The following is a 15,918-nucleotide window of genomic DNA, read 5'->3' as shown; positions in this document are numbered from 1 at the left end:
GGGATCGGTGTCGTCGGAGCGGTGCACCCCACCCGAGCGGCTGCGGCGGGACGAGCGGGATTCGCGGTAGCTGCTGTCGGCGATCGGCCGTTCCCAGGGAGCGCGAGGATCCGGGGATCCTGTCTCGTGCTCCTCGTCCACCGATACCTGCTCTTTCCGCGGTCGCACCGCCTCGGATCCGTCGTCGTCCACGTGATCGCTCACCGGCGACCGTCGCGAGGACTCCGCAATGATACTGATCGTCTGTTTCATGTGACGGTGACGCAGCTGTGTCGCACGACATCCACCGGTCGATCCGTCTATCGTCCGGGACTACATGCCGGGACGGGTTACCCGCCCGAGTGCATCATGTCGGCGCCCTCGGGCACGCAGGTGTCCTCGGGATCGTCGAGCCAGCCGTCGGGCAGAGCGACGCTGCTCGGGGAGCCCTGACGTCCCCGCGGGCCTTCGGCATCGGCGGGGAAGGGTACGTCGTGGTCGAGTTTGCCCAGCAGGTCGTCGAGTTCGGCGAGCGTCGACACGCGGGCGAGGCCGTTGCGGATCTCCGAACCCGCAGGGAAACCACGCAGATACCAGGCGATGTGCTTGCGCATGTCGCGCAGACCGCGATCCTCGCCGTGGTGATCGGCGAGCAGTTCGGCGTGTCGCCGCATGATCTGCGTCACCTCACCGAGATTCGGCGGGGTGGGGATCGGGCGACCGCCGAGCGCGGCGCTCAGTTCGGCGAACAACCACGGACGTCCGAGGCAACCGCGACCGACGACGACGCCGTCGCAACCGGTCTGCGCCATCATCTTCTCGGCGTCGGAGGCGTCGAAGATGTCGCCGTTGCCGAGCACGGGCACGTCGGTGACGTGCTCCTTCAGCCGCGCGATTTCGTCCCAGTCGGCCGCTCCGGAGTACCGCTGCGCAGCGGTCCGGGCGTGGAGGGCAACGGCCGCGGCACCCTCAGCGGCCGCGATGCGACCGGCGTCGAGATGTGTGTGGTGCTCGTCGTCGATCCCGATGCGGAACTTGACCGTGACCGGGATGTCGGTGCCCTCGGTCGCGCGGACGGCGGCCGCGACGATCTGCCCGAACAACCGGCGTTTGTAAGGGAGGGCCGACCCTCCGCCCTTGCGGGTCACCTTCGGGACCGGGCATCCGAAGTTCATGTCGATGTGGTCGGCGAGGTTCTCGTCGACGATCATCTTCGCCGCCGCGTAGGTCGTGCCGGGATCGACGGTGTAGAGCTGCAGCGACCGCGGCGTCTCGGTGGGGCCGAAGGTCGTCATGTGCATGGTGACCGGGTGCCGCTCGACGAGGGCGCGGGCGGTGACCATCTCGCAGACGTACAGGCCCGACGTGCTGCCGGCCCGTTCGAGTTCGAGTTCGCGGCACAGCGTGCGGAATGCGACATTCGTCACTCCCGCCATCGGCGCCAGCACGACCGGGCTGTTCAGTTCGAGCGGGCCGATACGGAGGGAAGACATGGGTACCTCTGGAAAACGTTGTGTGACAAAGAAATAGCGTGCCCGTCAGTGATGGGCCGCGGAAACGACTGTGCCCGGCACCGAAAACGGCACCGGGCTACAGGATAACCTCCGCCGGACTCGGGCGGCTGTGTGCATCCGGACTCGGGCGGCTGTGTGCATCCGGACTCGGGCGGCTGTGTGCATCCGGACTCAGGCGTGCGCGCCCACCTTCTCGCGCTTGGCAGCCTCGCGGGCGAGGGAGCGATCGCGCATCTCCTCGAACCGTCCCGCCTGACGTTCCAGTTCGTCGAGGAAGTTGCCGAGCTTGTCGAGATCCTGCTGCGCCTCGCTGCCGAGATCTCGCTCGAAGATCCTCCACTTGCGCAGCACCGGCATCACGACGTCGTCGAGGTGCTGACGCAGGTCGTAGATGCCGTGCTTGGCCATCAACACACCGTTGCGACGGAAGTTCGGCATGCCGGCACCCGGCATCTGGAAGTTCTCGAGCACCTCGACGATCGCGGCGAGCGTCTGGGCCGGAGCGATGTCGATCGCCGCGTCGCAGATGTTCCGGTAGAAGATCATGTGCAGGTTCTCGTCGGCGGCGATGCGCTGGAGCATCTTGTCGGCGATCGAGTCGTCGCAGGCACGACCGGTGTTGCGGTGCGACACGCGGGTCGCGAGCTCCTGGAAGGTCACGTAGGCGACGGAGTGGAGCATGCCAGTCGAGTTGGGGGACGCGAAGCCGTTCGTCATGTGCTCCATGCGGGCGTTCTCGAGTGCGACGGGATCGACACCGCGCGTGACGACCAGGTAGTCGCGCATGACGATGCCGTGGCGGTTCTCCTCCGCGGTCCACCGGCCGACCCAGGTGCCCCAGGCGCCGTCGCGCGAGAAGCTCTCGGCGATCTCCCGGTGGTAGGAGGGCAGGTTGTCCTCGGTGAGGAGGTTGGTGATCATGGCAGCCTTGGCGACCTCGTCGAGCTTCGACTGCTCGGGTTCCCAGTCGACACCGCCCATCGCGGCGAAGTTCCGGCCCTCGTCCCACGGCACGTAGTCGTGGGGGTGCCAGTCCTTCGCCATCGAGAGATGCCGGTTGAGGTTCGCCTCGGCCACAGGCTCCAGCTCTCGCAGCAGCTCCAGTTGAGTCAGGACTCGCGTCATACTCTTCTACCCCTCACATCGTGTCCGTGTATTCCGCCGGCCTACGGAGGAGGGGAGCCCGGCCGTTCGTCGCCGCGGCACGCGGTGCACCGGTGGCCCCCCACATTCGCCCGGATCACGGTACAGGTCCGAGCGGCTCGAGGACAGTACCGTCCCGCTCGTGCCGTATCACACGGACGAGCGGAACGTGCGGTTCCGGAGGGTTTCAGCGCTTGCCTCCACCGAGAAGTCCCCCGAGGAGACCGCCGAGTCCACCACCCGAACTGCCGCCGAGCACGCTGCCGAGGACGTCGCCGATCCCACCGCCGGAGCCGACCGATCCACCACCGGCGTTCTTCAGCAGACCCCCGAGGAGATCGGCGAGACCTCCGCCCTGCGGAGCGCTCGCGGTGTTCGTTCCCGCACCGCCACCGATCTGCTTGGCGAGATAGGACAGCACGATGGGGGCGATGATCGGCAGGACCTTGGCGATCAGATCGTTCCCACCGGCGCCGTTCACGGAACCGAGGGTCGAGATCACCTGATCCTTCTTGTCGCCGAAGACATTGGAGACGATCCTGTCGCCGTCCTCGGTGTCGATCCCGTCGACGTCGACCTGACCCTCGGCCAGGTTCGACTCGGAGTGCTTGCCCAGCGCGGAGAGCAGCGAGGCCGCCCCGGTCGGATTCTGGGCGTTGGCGTCGAGACCACCGACGAGGGTGGGGAGTGCGGCGCGGACGGCCGTCTCCGCCGTCGCGTTGTCGACACCGAGTCGCTGCGCCACCTGGTCGACGGGAATGCGGGACATCAGATCGTCGAGACTTGCCATCGTTCCTGCCTTGACTCGTGGGTGCCCCGAAGTGGCCACCCGGTGCCGAGAGGGTATCGGGACGAAGCCCGTTGCAGCGGGAGGCGTCAGTCGAGCGAGGCGGCGCTCGTCGGCGAACGGCGCAACGCGATCAGGCAACACAGCAGTGCGACGAGCGTGCCGCTGAGCAGGAGCACTGTCCCGTTCTGATTGGTCAGGGTCGTACTGCGGTTGAGTTCGACGTACTCGCCGTGGGTCTGGAACAGACGCGTCCAGAACACCGCGGCCGTCGCGACACCGATCAGCGTCCCGGCCCAGCCGACGGCCACCGAGTCGAACAGTGCGGCAGCGAGGAGCAGGATCGCGGCCACGACCAGCGGTACCGCGAGGGACTCGTACAGCGGTAGACCCGGGACCGCGACACCGGCGAGATCGCCCTCGGGGAAACCGTCGCGCAGCGCCGACAGGGGAATCTCGGTGGGTCGTATTCCACCGACCACCGGCAACACCGACCCGATTCCCAGAGCGACGGCGGCCAGGAACAGGCCCAGGTCCACGAAACTGCGCATGTTCCTCCCCGGACGATGAACATTCGATTACCCCTGCGGCTCACCGTATACAAAGACGGGCAACCGCACCGGGTGAAATTCGCAGTGCGAAGAGACCTGCCCGAATGCACTGCTCCGAATGCGGTGGTCCGTAGGGTGAGATGCGCACGGCAGGTGCACATGGACCGATCGGCCAGGAAGGTTCGAAATGACGGACATGAATGTCGACGAGACCGGTTCGCGGAAAGGCTTGCCGCCGTGGGCGAAGAAGGCCATCGCCGTGGTCGTGGCGCTGATCGTGCTCGTCATCGCCTACTACACCCTGGCGGCGTTCGTTCCTCGCTGGTGGGCGCAGCGGATCGCAAACCTCGCCGAGGGCGGCTTCGCGCGCGGAGTGCTGTGGGGTCTGCTCTTCGGCATCCTGTGCACGGCGATCCCCATCGCGCTGCTCGCGTGGATCTGGCAGGTCCGCAACTGGCGGTACAGCCGCGGGCTGCAGATCACCTTCGGCGTGCTCGCGCTGGTGGTCGCCCTGCCGAACCTCATGACCCTGGCGGTCGTGCTGGGTACGGGGAACGGTGCGCACGCGGGGGAGCGGATCCTCGACGTGGACGCGCCCGGCTTCCGCGGCGCCACGCTGATCGGCGCGATCGTCGGAGCTCTGTTCGCGGTGATCTTCGTCGTCGCGCTCACCCGCTACCGCAAGCGCGGACGTGATCTGAAGCAGGCCCGCACGGATCTCGAGCAGCGCCGGATCGAGCAGGAGCGCCTCGAGGCGCGCCGTGAGGCGGAGAAGGAACTCGGCCGGAACACCGACGACGTCCCGCCCGGCTCTCACCGTCTCTGACGAAGGACCCGGACTCCGACGAAGGACCGTGGGACGTTCCGGAACGACGAACGCCGGCGTCGTGTACGACGCCGGCGTTGCCGGTGCCCCCAGTAGGGCTCGAACCTACGACCTGCGGATTAAAAGTCCGTAGCTCTACCAACTGAGCTATAGGGGCATGGGCGCACAGTGTAACCACACCGCAGTGATCAGACCGCATGGTCCGGTGACCACATCACAGGGTGAGCCACGCTGCGCGATCGATGATATCGGACATCCGGCGGTGCGGACGCCACCCGTGACGAATGGAAAGAGGCTCGGGTGCCCACCCCCTGCTCCGCACCCGAGCCGGACAAAGCGTACCACTCGGTGTGTTCTGTGGAAACCCGGGTGTCGGGGGTGGAGTTTCACATTTCACCCGGTGGAACACGGCCTGGAACCGGGGTTGTGAGGGGGCAGACTAGAGTTGTCTCGTGGGGGAACACAGGAACGTGGAAGGCCGAATTTCCCCATGCCTCGTCAACAGGAGCGTGCGCGTCGTACGCGGGCTGCGATCGTCCGATCGGCAGCCACCGAATTCGCGCGGCGAGGTTTCGCCGCAGCATCGATCAACGCCATCCTCGAGCAGTCGAACGCCACCAAGGGTGCGATGTACTTTCACTTCGCGTCCAAGGAGGATCTGGCCCGGGCGGTGCTCGACGAAGGACTCGAGCACTACCGTGCCATCGTCGGCAGGTGGATGGACGTCCCCGATCTCGACCCCTTCGAGCGGCTGCACGGTCTCGTCGGTGATCTCGGTGCGGCTCTGCACGACGACGTGGTCATCGCCGCGGAGTTCCGTCTGGTCACCGAACCCGAGTTCGCGGAGGAGGTCAGGCTGCGCGGCAGCGTCCTGTGGGGGCGGGCCGGCTACCAGCTGGCGCGCGAAGCGCAGGAGAAGGGCCTGTTCCGGCCCGATGTCGACCTCCAGCGTTTCGTCGAGGCCATCGCGTCGTCACTCGCCGGTCAACGCTATCTCGCCGACCTCACGTCGCCGGAGACCGACGTCCGCGCCCGTTTCGAGGCCTGCGTGGAGGTGCCGCTCGAGGCGATGGCATCGGAGCAGTGGCTCGCGCAGTGGCGGGAGAAGGGCTGGCCGAGCAGGCCCAACAACGACGAATCAGCCACTTGACCTGCTGATTTGTGATTCGCGAATGCCGTGGCATAAGCTGTCCAAGCTCCCAACGGAACGCCAAACCCGTTGAGGGTGCGGTTCGGAGAAATCCGATCGGGCCCCCTTCGTCTAGCGGCCTAGGACGCCGCCCTTTCAAGGCGGTAGCGCGGGTTCGAATCCCGTAGGGGGTACGCTTCGACCTCGTCGAAGTGTGCAGTATCTTGGTGTGAGAAGTGAATATATATGGCCCTGTGGCGCAGTTGGTTAGCGCGCCGCCCTGTCACGGCGGAGGTCGCGGGTTCGAGTCCCGTCAGGGTCGCTCCAGAGTTTCGATCGGCATTCGGTTCGGGTGCCGTCCGGCCAGGTAGCTCAGTTGGTACGAGCGTCCGCCTGAAAAGCGGAAGGTCGCCGGTTCGATCCCGGCCCTGGCCACCACGGTTGTCCGGCGAACAACCATCAATTTCATATCTTCGACCCACCGGTTGCGGTGGGTCGAGCTGTGGGAACTCCGGTTCCTCATGGCCCTGTGGCGCAGTTGGTTAGCGCGCCGCCCTGTCACGGCGGAGGTCGCGGGTTCGAGTCCCGTCAGGGTCGCTCCAGGCGAAGCCCCGGCATCACATCGATGCCGGGGCTTCGCCGTCGTCACCTGTTCGCGGTCCGGTGTCTGCGTCGTGGTCCCACTCGTATCGCCGATCCGCACCGGGTGCGGTCCGGCTCGCTATCGTGAGGACACAAAACATGTTCTAGTGTGTGCCCTACACAACTAGTGGACATCTGTCCGAGTGACCTGGCCCTCCGAGCGAACCCCGAGGTGGAATGTGCGCGTAGCTCTGTTGTCGTACCGGAGCAAGCCGCATTGTGGGGGTCAGGGGGTCTACGTCCGCCATCTCAGTCGCGAACTCGTCGCCCAGGGGCACACCGTCGAGGTGTTCTCCGGGCAGCCGTACCCCGAGCTCGACCCCGGCGTGACGCTCACGAAGGTGCCCAGTCTCGATCTCTACCGCGACGACGATCCGTTCCGCACCCCGAAGCTGGGTGAGTACCGCGACTGGATCGACGTCCTCGAGGTCGCCACCATGTGGACCGCCGGTTTCCCCGAACCACGCACCTTCGGTCTGCGCGCCGCACGACTGCTGCGCGACCGCCTCGGCGACTTCGACGTCGTGCACGACAACCAGTCGCTCGCGTCCGGCTTGCTGCGCATCGCCGAGGACCTTCCTCTCGTCGCGACGATCCACCATCCGATCACCCGCGACCGCGAACTCGATCTCGCCTCCGCGACCACCCTCAGCCGTAAGGTCACGCTCCGGCGCTGGTACGGATTCCTGCGCATGCAGGAGAAGGTGGCCCAGCAGATTCCCACGCTGCTCACGGTGTCGGAGAACTCGGCCGACGACATCCGCACCGCCTTCGGGATCGAATCCGAACGCATCCACACGATCCCGCTCGGCGTGAACACGGAGGTGTTCGCGCCGCGGAAGGACGAGCGAGTTCCCGGTCGGATCGTCTGCGTCGCGAGCGCCGACGCCCCGCTCAAGGGTGTTCCCACCCTGCTCGAGGCGGTCGCGAAGCTGCGCACCGAACGCGAGATCGAACTGGTCCTCGTCTCGAAACTCGCCCCGGGCGGCGCCACCGAGAAGCTCATCGACGAACTCGCGATCGGCGACGTCGTGCGCACCGTCTCCGGGATCGACGACACCGAACTCGCCGACCTGCTCGCCTCCGCCGAGATCGCGGCGGTGCCGTCGCTGTACGAGGGATTCTCGCTGCCGGCCATCGAGGCGATGTCGTGCGGAACACCGCTCGTCGCGAGCCGCGCCGGGGCCATCCCCGAGGTCGTCGGGGGCGCCGGTCGGCTGGTGCCTCCGGGCGACGCCGAACAGCTTGCAGCAGGGCTCGCGGGCCTGTTCGACGACCCGGCCGAGCGTCGGCGTCTCGGCACGAAGGGCCGCGAGCGTGTGCTCGAACGCTACAGCTGGGCGGCCGTGGCCGCGCAGACCGCCGCGATCTACGACAAGGCGATCGCCGCGCATCGAGAGGGGAAGAACGGATGCTGACCGTCGACTTCGACCGCCTGGGCGTCGTACCGGGGATACGCGCTCTCGACATCGGGGCCGGCGCGGGGCGCCACTCCTTCGAGCTGTACCGCCGCGGCGCGGATGTCGTCGCCTTCGACCAGAACGCCGACGACATGAAGGCCGTCGCGGACATGTTCGTCGCGATGGAACTCGAAGGCGAGGTCCCCGAGGGTGCGCTGGCCCGGGCCGAGGTCGGCGACGCGCTCGCGCTGCCGTACGACGACGCGACCTTCGATCTCGTGCTCATCTCCGAGGTGCTCGAGCACGTGCCGGAGGACGAGCGGGCCATCGCCGAACTCGTCCGGGTCCTCAAACCCGGTGGTGTCGCGGCCGTGACCGTGCCGCGCTGGCTGCCGGAAAAGATCTGCTGGGCACTGTCGGATGCCTACCACGAGGTGGAGGGCGGGCACATCCGCATCTACAAGGCCGACGAACTCGCCGCGAAACTCGCCTCAGCCGGTCTGACGGTCTCGGGCACCGACCACGCCCACGCACTGCACGCACCGTACTGGTGGCTCAAGTGCGCCGTCGGCGTCGACAACGACGACAATCCGCTGACGAAGGCGTACCACCGGCTGCTGGTCTGGGATCTTATGAAGGCCCCGTGGATCACTCGCACGGCCGAGAAGATCCTCGATCCCGTCATCGGGAAGAGTGTCGTGTTCTACCTCGAGAAGCCGGGAAACGCCGGTGCGGCGCGGTGAATCCGCGCGCGTGACGGTGCCGTCGGTGCCGGGTGTGCTGTCGCCGGAACAGAGCCTGGCGACGGGCCGGGCCATCGCGCGGATGCAGGAGCCCTCGGGCGCCGTCCCGTGGTTCCCCGGTGGGCACATCGACCCGTGGGATCACATCGAATCCGCGATGGCGTTGACCGTCATCGGTTTACGCGAAGAGTCGGACGCCGCCTTCGAGTGGTCGCGGCGGACGCAGCGCGCCGACGGGTCGTGGCCCATCCAGTTCCGGGGCGACATCGTCGAGAACCACGACACCGACAGCAATTTCACGGCCTACATCGCCGTTGGCGTATGGCACCACCATCTCGTGACGGGTGATCGCGGGTTCGTCGAGCACATGTGGCCGACGGTGCGGGCAGCGCTCGACCTCGTGGTCGACATGCAGTTGCCGGGCGGCCAGATCTCCTGGGCGCGAGGCGACGGCGGGATGTTCGACGAAGCGCTGCTCACAGGCTGTTCGAGTATCCACCAGAGTCTGTGGTGCGGTCTGCGGATCGCCGATCTGATCGGTGAGGCGCAACCCGAATGGGAGGTCGCGCTGATCCGTCTCGGCCACGCTCTGCGTCGGCATCCCGAGGCGTTCACGCCCAAGCCCGAGTACTCGATGGACTGGTACTACCCGATCCTCGGGGGAGCGGTGCGCGGCACCGATGCGCACGAACGGATCCGCGAACGCTGGTCGGATTTCGTCGTCGACGGTCTCGGGATCCGGTGCGTCGACCATCGTCCGTGGGTCACCGGAGCCGAGACGTGCGAACTGGTCCTGGCGCTCGACGCACTCGGCCACGCCGGGCGTGCCCGCGAATTGTTCGCGGCCATGCAGCATCTGCGCGACCCGGACGGTTCGTACTGGACCGGTCTGGTCTACGCCGACGGCAAGCGCTGGCCGGTGGAGGTCAGTTCCTGGACCAGCGCAGCGGTGATCCTCGCCGCCGACGCGCTCTCGCGCACGACGGGAGGAAACGCGATCTTCCGGGATGCGGCGGCACCCGCCGACCAGGTGGGCGCCGACCGCTGCACCGAGCGTTGCCCGGTGCTCGTCCGGTAGTTCAGCTGCCGGGCCGTGATCCGACCGTGCCGGCGGTGCGTTGGAGAACCCGCAGCGAGGACGTCACCGACTTCTCGACGAACTCCCCGCTCTCCAGTGCGAGACAGTAGATCTCGTACGGAGGCCGGCCGCCGTCCTTCGGGTCGGGGAAGACGTCGTGGATGATCAGGGCGCCGCCGATGCGCACCCATCTCGCCCAGCCGTCGTAGTCCGCCCGGGCCGCCTCGCTGCTGTGTCCGCCGTCGATGAACACGAACGAGGCGGGGGTGCGCCAGAACGACGCCACCACAGGAGAATTGCCGACCACCGCGACGACGTGCGATTCGAGGTCGCCGTCGGCGAGAGTGTGCCGCAGTGCGCCGACCGTGTCGAGGCGGCCGGTGTGCGGGTCGACCAGCGACGGATCGTGGTAATCCCAGCCGGGCTGATGCTCCTCCGAACCGTGGTGGTGGTCGACGGTGACGATGGTGCCGCCGGTCGCCTTGGCCGCAGCGCCGAGATACACGGTCGAGCGGCCGCAGTAGGTGCCGATCTCGACGCCGACGCCGTCACCGAGATACTGCACCGCAGCCTCGTGCAGTGCGGTTCCCTCGTCCTGGGGCATGAAACCCGGTGTCGCCTCAGCGAGTTCGATCGCCTCACGGGGCAGGGTGGTGCGGGACATCGGATGGATCTCCGTTCTTCTCGCGTGATGCGGTGTATCCCGAGCACCCTACCGACCGATCGCGGCGTCCGATGCTCTCGGACACGACGGTGAGACTGTCGAGATCGCGGATCGCGGCGCACGACCGCTCGACCATCACCGCGAACATGCGGTCGCCGCGCTCGGTCCTCGTGGCGATCCGGCCCGTTCCGATCCGCTCGACCTGCACGTGCGTACCGTGCCACTGAGCACGGCCGAGAGTCGTTCGGGAGTCAGGTCGTCCACCGACAACTACAGATCGGTCATCGTGCGCTCCGGCCGGGGTTTGCGGGTAGAGGTGCGAAACGCTCGGGGTCGCGGGTCGTCCGCCACGCGGCGGCGACCGGGGCGAGCTCGGTGGGCTTGGCGCCGTTTCGGTGGGCGCCGCGTCGATCGGTCCGGAATGAGCACGGACCTGCGCGTCGTCCCTGAAACGGTGCAGTACCTGAGGATCCCAGCTGTTCGCACGCACGAGCACGTCACCACAGCCCTGCAGGTAGGTCGCGAGCCGTCCGGTCAGCTTCCGCGAACGAAAGATCCTCGGGCGTCGACTCGTCGACGGTCGCGAGGACCGACCAGATGCGATCTGTCGACCGGGCTACGACGGGACACGCCGTGCCGCCGCCACCGGACTCGTTGTACGGGGGACTGACGGAGATCACCGCGAATCTCCCACCTCGGCGAGCCAATGCGCGGTGATCGCTGTTTCATAGGCCATGACCACGGCTGTGGTCAGTGGATGTTCGGTATCCCGCGGTCGGCACAACGATTGGGGTCTCGGTTCAAGAACCGATTCCATCCGTTCCACAGTTCGTCGATGAGCTCGAGGAGCCGTTCACGAGAAAGCGTGAACTGGGTACTGGTTGTCATGGGCGGTGATCCTAGGAATGTGAACCGTCAGGTTCTGTGGGAGGAGGTTCTGCCCTGACCGGATGTGGCAAGACGATTTGCCGGCTGATTCGATCAGTGTCAATATTGATGGGTGTCGATTCAAACTGATAGTGGTGACCTCTGCTGCGCACCACTGGTACGGGAACCTCTGACGGAGGACTGGGCCGCAGACCTGGCCCGGATGTTCAAGGCGATCGGAGACCCGGTACGCCTACGGCTGCTCAGCCTGATCGCCAGCCATGAGGGCGGCGAAAGCTGTGTCTGCGACATCAGCCCGGCCTTCGACCTGTCCCAGCCGACCATCTCGCATCACCTCAAGGTGCTGCGCGAGGCCGGCCTGCTCGACTGCGAACGCCGTGGCACCTGGGTGTACTACCGGGTGATCCCGTCAGCCCTGGCGCAGTTGTCGGCCGTGCTCTCCGCCGAGGTAGGGGTGTTGCCGGGTTCGGGCTGTGCCCCGGCCAGCGATGCCGTGGAGTCGGCCCGATGACCGCGACGAACACCGAACACCCGGCTGTCGTCGGGAAGATGTCAACCCTCGACCGGTATCTGGCCGTGTGGATCGGCGCCGCCATCGTGGTGGGTCTGTTGCTCGGCCGCCTGATCCCCGGACTGGGTGAAGCGTTGAGTTTCATCGAGATCGACGGCATCTCCCTGCCGATCGCCCTCGGTCTGCTGATCATGATGTACCCGGTGCTGGCGAAGGTGCGCTACGACCGCCTCGACACCGTCACCGGCGACCGCAAACTGCTGGTCTCGTCGCTGATCCTCAACTGGATCCTCGGACCCGCACTGATGTTCGCACTCGCCTGGCTGATGCTGCCGGATCTGCCCGAATACCGCACCGGCCTGATCATCGTCGGCCTCGCGCGCTGCATCGCCATGGTCATCATCTGGAACGACCTCGCCTGCGGCGACCGGGAAGCCGCGGCGGTGCTGGTGGCGATCAACTCGGTGTTCCAGGTGATCATGTTCGCCGTGCTCGGCTGGTTCTACCTGTCGGTGCTCCCCGGCTGGCTCGGCCTCGAACAGGCCGCCCTGGACGTATCGCCATGGCAGATCGCCAAATCGGTGCTGATCTTCCTCGGCATTCCCCTGGTCGCAGGGTTCCTCACCCGACACTTCGGCGAGAAGGCCAAGGGCCGCACCTGGTACGAGGACACCTTCCTGCCGAAGATCGGACCGTGGGCCCTGTACGGGTTGCTGTTCACCATCGTGATCCTGTTCGCCTTGCAGGGCGAGCAGATCACCTCCCGCCCGCTGGACGTGGTGAGGATCGCGCTGCCGCTGCTGGCGTACTTCGCGATCATGTGGGTCGGCGGATACCTGTTCGGCGCCGCGATCGGCCTCGGCTACGAACGCACCACCACCCTCGCGTTCACCGCGGCGGGTAACAACTTCGAGCTCGCCATCGCCGTGGCGATCGGCACCTTCGGCGTGACCTCCGGGCAGGCCCTGGCCGGGGTGGTCGGACCGCTCATCGAGGTTCCCGTCCTGGTCGCCCTGGTCTACGTCTCCCTCGCCCTACGGAAGCGCTTCACCCGTCACGAGTCGGCGCAGGTGCCGGCGCCACGAAAGGTCTGATCCGTGAGCACACCGAGTGTGTTGTTCGTCTGTGTCCACAACGCCGGCCGCTCGCAGATGGCCGCCGGGTTCCTCACCGCTCTGGCCGGGGACCGGATCGAGGTGCGTTCGGCCGGCAGCGCCCCGGCCGAGCAGGTGAACCCGGCCGCGGTCGCGGCGATGGCCGAGGTCGGCATCGACATCTCGACCGAGAACCCGAAGATCCTCACCACCGAGGCGGTGCAGGCATCGGATGTGGTGATCACGATGGGCTGCGGGGACACCTGCCCGGTCTTTCCCGGCAAGTCCTACCGCGACTGGGTGCTCGACGACCCGGCTGGGCAGGGCCTCGAGGCGGTGCGTCCGATCCGCGATGAGATCCGCGCCAAGGTCGAAGCCCTCATCGCCGAGCTGACCGCCCCGCCCACCCCGCGCTGACGCGAGGCTCTCCGATGACGACGAACGTCGATGTCGTGGTGATCGGCGGTGGGCAGGCGGGTCTGGCTGCCGGCTACTATCTGCGCCGGGCGGGGCACCGCTTCGTGATCCTCGACGACCAGGAACGGCCGGGTGGGGCGTGGCCGCACATGTGGTCCTCGCTGCATCTGTTCTCCCCGGCGGAATTCGCGTCCCTGCCCGGGTGGCCGATGCCCCGCTGGCCGGACGGATTCCCGCCGGCACGGCATGTCGTCGACTATCTCACCGCCTACGAAACCCGCTACGGCCTGCCGATCGAGCGGCCGGTGCGGGTGCAGGCGGTACGCCGCGACGGCCCTGATCTGCTGGTCGACACCGACCGCGGGCAGTGGCGGGCGCGGCGGGTGATCAGCGCCACCGGTACCTGGCAGCGACCGTTTCTGCCGAGCTATCCGGGCATAAATGTGTTCACCGGGCGGCAGTTGCACACCGTCGACTACCGTAGCGCGGCCGAGTTCACCGGCTCGGACGTCGTAGTGGTCGGGGGTGGCAACTCCGCGGCTCAACTCGTCGCCGAGATCTCCACCACCGCGAGAACCATCTGGGTCACCAACCGGCCCCCGCGGTTCCTGCCGGATGGCGTCGACGGCCGGGCCTTGTTCGAGCTCGCCTCCCGCCGTGCAGTGGCCCTGGCTGCCGGACGGACTGATCCCGGCGGCATCGCCGCCCTGGGGGACATCGTGATGGTCCCGGAGGTGCTTGCCGCCCGTGAGCGCGGCGTCTTGACCGCGCTGCCGATGTTCGATCGGCTCACCGTCGACGGCATCGCCTGGGGTGAGCGTCACCAGCGGGCTGATGTCGTGGTGTGGGCGACGGGATTTCGGCCCGCCCTCGCACACCTGCGCCCGTTGCGGCTGCGCGATCACACCGGCACGGTGCCGGTCGCCGGCACCCGCGCACTCAAGGAACCGCGCCTGCACCTGCTCGGCTACGGCGACTGGACCGGACCCGGTTCGGCCACCCTCCTCGGCGTCGGCCGCACCGCCAAGGCCGCTGTCGCCGACCTCGACCTCGACCTCGACACCCGACCTGCGTGAAAGGACCTCGACCGTGAGCACACCCTCGGTGCTGTTCGTCTGTGTGAAGAACGGCGGAAAATCCCAGATGGCCGCCAGACTGATGAAAGCCGCCGCCGGCGACACCCATACGGTGCACTCCGCCGGCACGAAACCCGGCACCAGCATCAATGCCTTGGCCGCCGAAGTACTCCTCGAAGTCGGCGTCGATATCACCGGCCAGACCCCGGTACCGGTCGACCCCCAGCTGGTTCGGAACGTCGATCTCGTGGTCACCCTCGGCCGCGAAGCCCGTCTCGATCCGGTGCCCGGGACACAGTTCGAGAACTGGGACACCGACGAGCCGTCCGAGCGCGGCATCGACGGCATCGAACGGATGCGGCTGGTCCGCGACGACATCGCCGCTCGCGTCACCGACCTCGCCCACCGGCTCCGTCGCTGAAGACACCGATGTCGGCCACCCGAATCCGGTGGCCGACATCGAGGTGGGTTGTTCAGCAGCAGGACGGTGCGGCCGGGGCCTGCTGTGTGTCCTCGGCCGGGGCCGCAGCGGTGCCGCAGCACACCCCACCCCCGGCGGTGGCCGGATCGTCGAGATGCTGCGGGCTCGAACCGAAGGTCTCCGAATCGGCGAGGACGGTGTACACCTCCCACTTCTCCCCAGCCGGGCCGGTGACCCACACCTTGTCCTGGGTAGCGAAGCAGCAGGTGGTGCCGATCTCCTCATCGGTGAACAGCCCTTCGCCGGTCAGGCGGGCAATCTCGGCATGGACCTTCTCGCTCGATTCCACCTCCACGCCCAGGTGGTTGATGGTGCCGCCCTTGCCGGGGTTCTCCAGCAGCACGAGCTTGAGCGGCGGCTCGGCGATCGCGAAGTTCGCGTAGCCCGGCTTGACCTTGGCCGGTTCGGTGCCGAACAGCTTCGAGTAGAAGGCGACCGCTTCTTGCAGGTCGTCGACGTTGAGGGCGAGTTGTGCGCGGGACATGACATCCTCCACTTGTGTGACATATGTCGAAACTCTGGACGGGTACAGGATGCGCCACCTTTTCGACATATGTCAAGTAAGTGGATAAGCTCGAACCATGCCGAAAGCTCTGCCTGTGATCGACGTCAGCGCCCCGATCTGCTGCGAACCGGTTTCGGCCGCGCCGATGAGCGACAACGCAGCTCTCGAACTCGCCCTGCGGCTGAAGGCGCTGGCGGACCCGGTCCGCATCAAGCTCATGTCGATCCTGCTCACCGCCGACGACGGCGAAGTGTGCACCTGCGATCTCGCCACCGGCGTCGACCTGACCGAATCCACCGTCAGTCACCACCTCGGGCAACTGCGCAAGGCCGGCATGGTCGTATCCGAACGCCGCGGGATGAACGTCTTCTACCGCCCTCGCGCCGAGTCTCTCGAAGCCCTGCGGATGGTGCTGGACCCGAACTGTTGTCGCTGATCCCGACGTGGTGTCGATTACCTGCCATATGGCCCGGAAGGACGTACATCGAGC

At 67.1% G+C, this 15,918-nt stretch carries 18 protein-coding genes and 5 tRNA genes; 15 read left to right on the top strand and 8 right to left on the bottom strand.

Annotation, left to right across the window (positions count from 1 at the left end):
• Window positions 1-329: 329 nt before the first annotated feature.
• From dusB to BLV31_RS22105, 4 genes are all read right to left on the bottom strand, one after another.
• Window positions 330-1,472 carry a tRNA dihydrouridine synthase DusB gene (dusB, locus tag BLV31_RS22120; protein WP_024103024.1) on the bottom strand — a complete coding sequence of 381 codons (1,143 nt, stop codon included), beginning with the start codon at window positions 1,470-1,472 and terminating at the stop codon, window positions 330-332.
• Window positions 1,473-1,664: 192 nt separating this feature from the next.
• A complete protein-coding gene (locus BLV31_RS22115) occupies window positions 1,665-2,618 on the bottom strand; it encodes an acyl-ACP desaturase (protein ID WP_024103025.1) in 954 nt (317 codons plus the stop codon).
• Between the two features lie 205 nt (window positions 2,619-2,823).
• The gene (locus BLV31_RS22110; protein ID WP_019290016.1) at window positions 2,824-3,426 is read right to left on the bottom strand and encodes a DUF937 domain-containing protein; all 603 of its coding nucleotides are present in this window, start codon (window positions 3,424-3,426) and stop codon (window positions 2,824-2,826) included.
• An 86-nt stretch (window positions 3,427-3,512) separates the two neighbouring features.
• Window positions 3,513-3,974 carry a hypothetical protein gene (locus BLV31_RS22105; protein WP_006551784.1) on the bottom strand — a complete coding sequence of 154 codons (462 nt, stop codon included), beginning with the start codon at window positions 3,972-3,974 and terminating at the stop codon, window positions 3,513-3,515.
• A 187-nt stretch (window positions 3,975-4,161) separates the two neighbouring features.
• Here BLV31_RS22105 and BLV31_RS22100 point away from each other — a divergent pair, with 187 nt between their 5' ends.
• On the top strand, window positions 4,162-4,800 hold the full coding sequence (locus BLV31_RS22100; protein WP_064061890.1) for a hypothetical protein: 639 nt from the start codon (window positions 4,162-4,164) through the stop codon (window positions 4,798-4,800).
• Window positions 4,801-4,884: 84 nt separating this feature from the next.
• On the opposite strand, the gene BLV31_RS22095 is transcribed toward BLV31_RS22100, so the two are convergent.
• Window positions 4,885-4,957: transfer RNA gene (locus BLV31_RS22095), tRNA-Lys, on the bottom strand.
• A 333-nt stretch (window positions 4,958-5,290) separates the two neighbouring features.
• Here BLV31_RS22095 and BLV31_RS22090 point away from each other — a divergent pair.
• From BLV31_RS22090 to BLV31_RS22055, 8 genes are all read left to right on the top strand, one after another.
• Window positions 5,291-5,950, top strand: a complete 660-nt coding sequence (locus BLV31_RS22090; RefSeq protein ID WP_006551782.1) for a TetR family transcriptional regulator — start codon at window positions 5,291-5,293, stop codon at window positions 5,948-5,950.
• 100 nt (window positions 5,951-6,050) lie between these two features.
• Window positions 6,051-6,123, top strand: a tRNA-Glu gene (locus BLV31_RS22085).
• 54 nt (window positions 6,124-6,177) lie between these two features.
• A tRNA-Asp gene (locus tag BLV31_RS22080) sits at window positions 6,178-6,251 on the top strand.
• A gap of 39 nt (window positions 6,252-6,290) precedes the next feature.
• Window positions 6,291-6,367, top strand: a tRNA-Phe gene (locus BLV31_RS22075).
• 85 nt (window positions 6,368-6,452) lie between these two features.
• Window positions 6,453-6,526, top strand: a tRNA-Asp gene (locus BLV31_RS22070).
• Between the two features lie 224 nt (window positions 6,527-6,750).
• The gene (locus BLV31_RS22065) at window positions 6,751-7,989 is read left to right on the top strand and encodes a glycosyltransferase family 4 protein (protein WP_006551781.1); all 1,239 of its coding nucleotides are present in this window, start codon (window positions 6,751-6,753) and stop codon (window positions 7,987-7,989) included.
• Window positions 7,983-8,714 (top strand): class I SAM-dependent methyltransferase, encoded by a 732-nt coding sequence (locus BLV31_RS22060; RefSeq protein ID WP_024103028.1) that lies wholly within the window; start codon window positions 7,983-7,985, stop codon window positions 8,712-8,714. The genes BLV31_RS22065 and BLV31_RS22060 overlap by 7 nt, the downstream gene beginning before the upstream one ends.
• A complete protein-coding gene (locus BLV31_RS22055) occupies window positions 8,701-9,792 on the top strand; it encodes a glucosidase family protein (protein WP_064061891.1) in 1,092 nt (363 codons plus the stop codon). Before BLV31_RS22060 ends, BLV31_RS22055 begins: the two co-directional genes overlap by 14 nt.
• A gap of 1 nt (window position 9,793) precedes the next feature.
• Here BLV31_RS22055 and BLV31_RS22050 read toward each other — a convergent pair whose 3' ends face one another.
• On the bottom strand, window positions 9,794-10,456 hold the full coding sequence (locus BLV31_RS22050; protein ID WP_006551778.1) for a class I SAM-dependent methyltransferase: 663 nt from the start codon (window positions 10,454-10,456) through the stop codon (window positions 9,794-9,796).
• Window positions 10,431-10,664: a hypothetical protein gene (locus BLV31_RS22045; RefSeq protein WP_064061892.1), complete on the bottom strand. Its 234-nt coding sequence runs from the start codon at window positions 10,662-10,664 to the stop codon at window positions 10,431-10,433. The genes BLV31_RS22050 and BLV31_RS22045 overlap by 26 nt, the downstream gene beginning before the upstream one ends.
• Before the next feature lie 792 nt (window positions 10,665-11,456).
• Here BLV31_RS22045 and BLV31_RS22035 point away from each other — a divergent pair.
• Genes BLV31_RS22035 through BLV31_RS22015 form a run of 5 tightly spaced genes read left to right on the top strand, consistent with a single transcriptional unit; the run spans window position 11,457 to window position 14,863 of the window.
• The gene (locus tag BLV31_RS22035; RefSeq protein ID WP_033096821.1) at window positions 11,457-11,855 is read left to right on the top strand and encodes an ArsR/SmtB family transcription factor; all 399 of its coding nucleotides are present in this window, start codon (window positions 11,457-11,459) and stop codon (window positions 11,853-11,855) included.
• Window positions 11,852-12,949, top strand: coding sequence for an ACR3 family arsenite efflux transporter (gene arsB / locus BLV31_RS22030; protein ID WP_019290010.1), 1,098 nt, complete (start codon window positions 11,852-11,854; stop codon window positions 12,947-12,949). The genes BLV31_RS22035 and arsB overlap by 4 nt, the downstream gene beginning before the upstream one ends.
• A gap of 3 nt (window positions 12,950-12,952) precedes the next feature.
• Window positions 12,953-13,366 carry an arsenate reductase ArsC gene (locus BLV31_RS22025; RefSeq protein WP_072740566.1) on the top strand — a complete coding sequence of 138 codons (414 nt, stop codon included), beginning with the start codon at window positions 12,953-12,955 and terminating at the stop codon, window positions 13,364-13,366.
• A gap of 14 nt (window positions 13,367-13,380) precedes the next feature.
• The gene (locus tag BLV31_RS22020; protein ID WP_006551771.1) at window positions 13,381-14,442 is read left to right on the top strand and encodes an ArsO family NAD(P)H-dependent flavin-containing monooxygenase; all 1,062 of its coding nucleotides are present in this window, start codon (window positions 13,381-13,383) and stop codon (window positions 14,440-14,442) included.
• A gap of 13 nt (window positions 14,443-14,455) precedes the next feature.
• Window positions 14,456-14,863, top strand: coding sequence for an arsenate-mycothiol transferase ArsC (locus tag BLV31_RS22015; RefSeq protein ID WP_064061893.1), 408 nt, complete (start codon window positions 14,456-14,458; stop codon window positions 14,861-14,863).
• 52 nt (window positions 14,864-14,915) lie between these two features.
• Here BLV31_RS22015 and BLV31_RS22010 read toward each other — a convergent pair whose 3' ends face one another.
• Window positions 14,916-15,407: an ArsI/CadI family heavy metal resistance metalloenzyme gene (locus tag BLV31_RS22010; protein ID WP_006551769.1), complete on the bottom strand. Its 492-nt coding sequence runs from the start codon at window positions 15,405-15,407 to the stop codon at window positions 14,916-14,918.
• 97 nt (window positions 15,408-15,504) lie between these two features.
• Between BLV31_RS22010 and BLV31_RS22005 the strand changes: the two genes are divergently transcribed.
• Window positions 15,505-15,864, top strand: a complete 360-nt coding sequence (locus BLV31_RS22005) for an Rv2640c family ArsR-like transcriptional regulator (protein WP_006551768.1) — start codon at window positions 15,505-15,507, stop codon at window positions 15,862-15,864.
• Window positions 15,865-15,918 lie beyond the last annotated feature (54 nt).

It is taken from the genome of Rhodococcus pyridinivorans, assembly GCF_900105195.1.
GTDB lineage: Bacteria > Actinomycetota > Actinomycetes > Mycobacteriales > Mycobacteriaceae > Rhodococcus > Rhodococcus pyridinivorans.
This window is presented reverse-complemented; position numbering and strand designations above follow the sequence as displayed.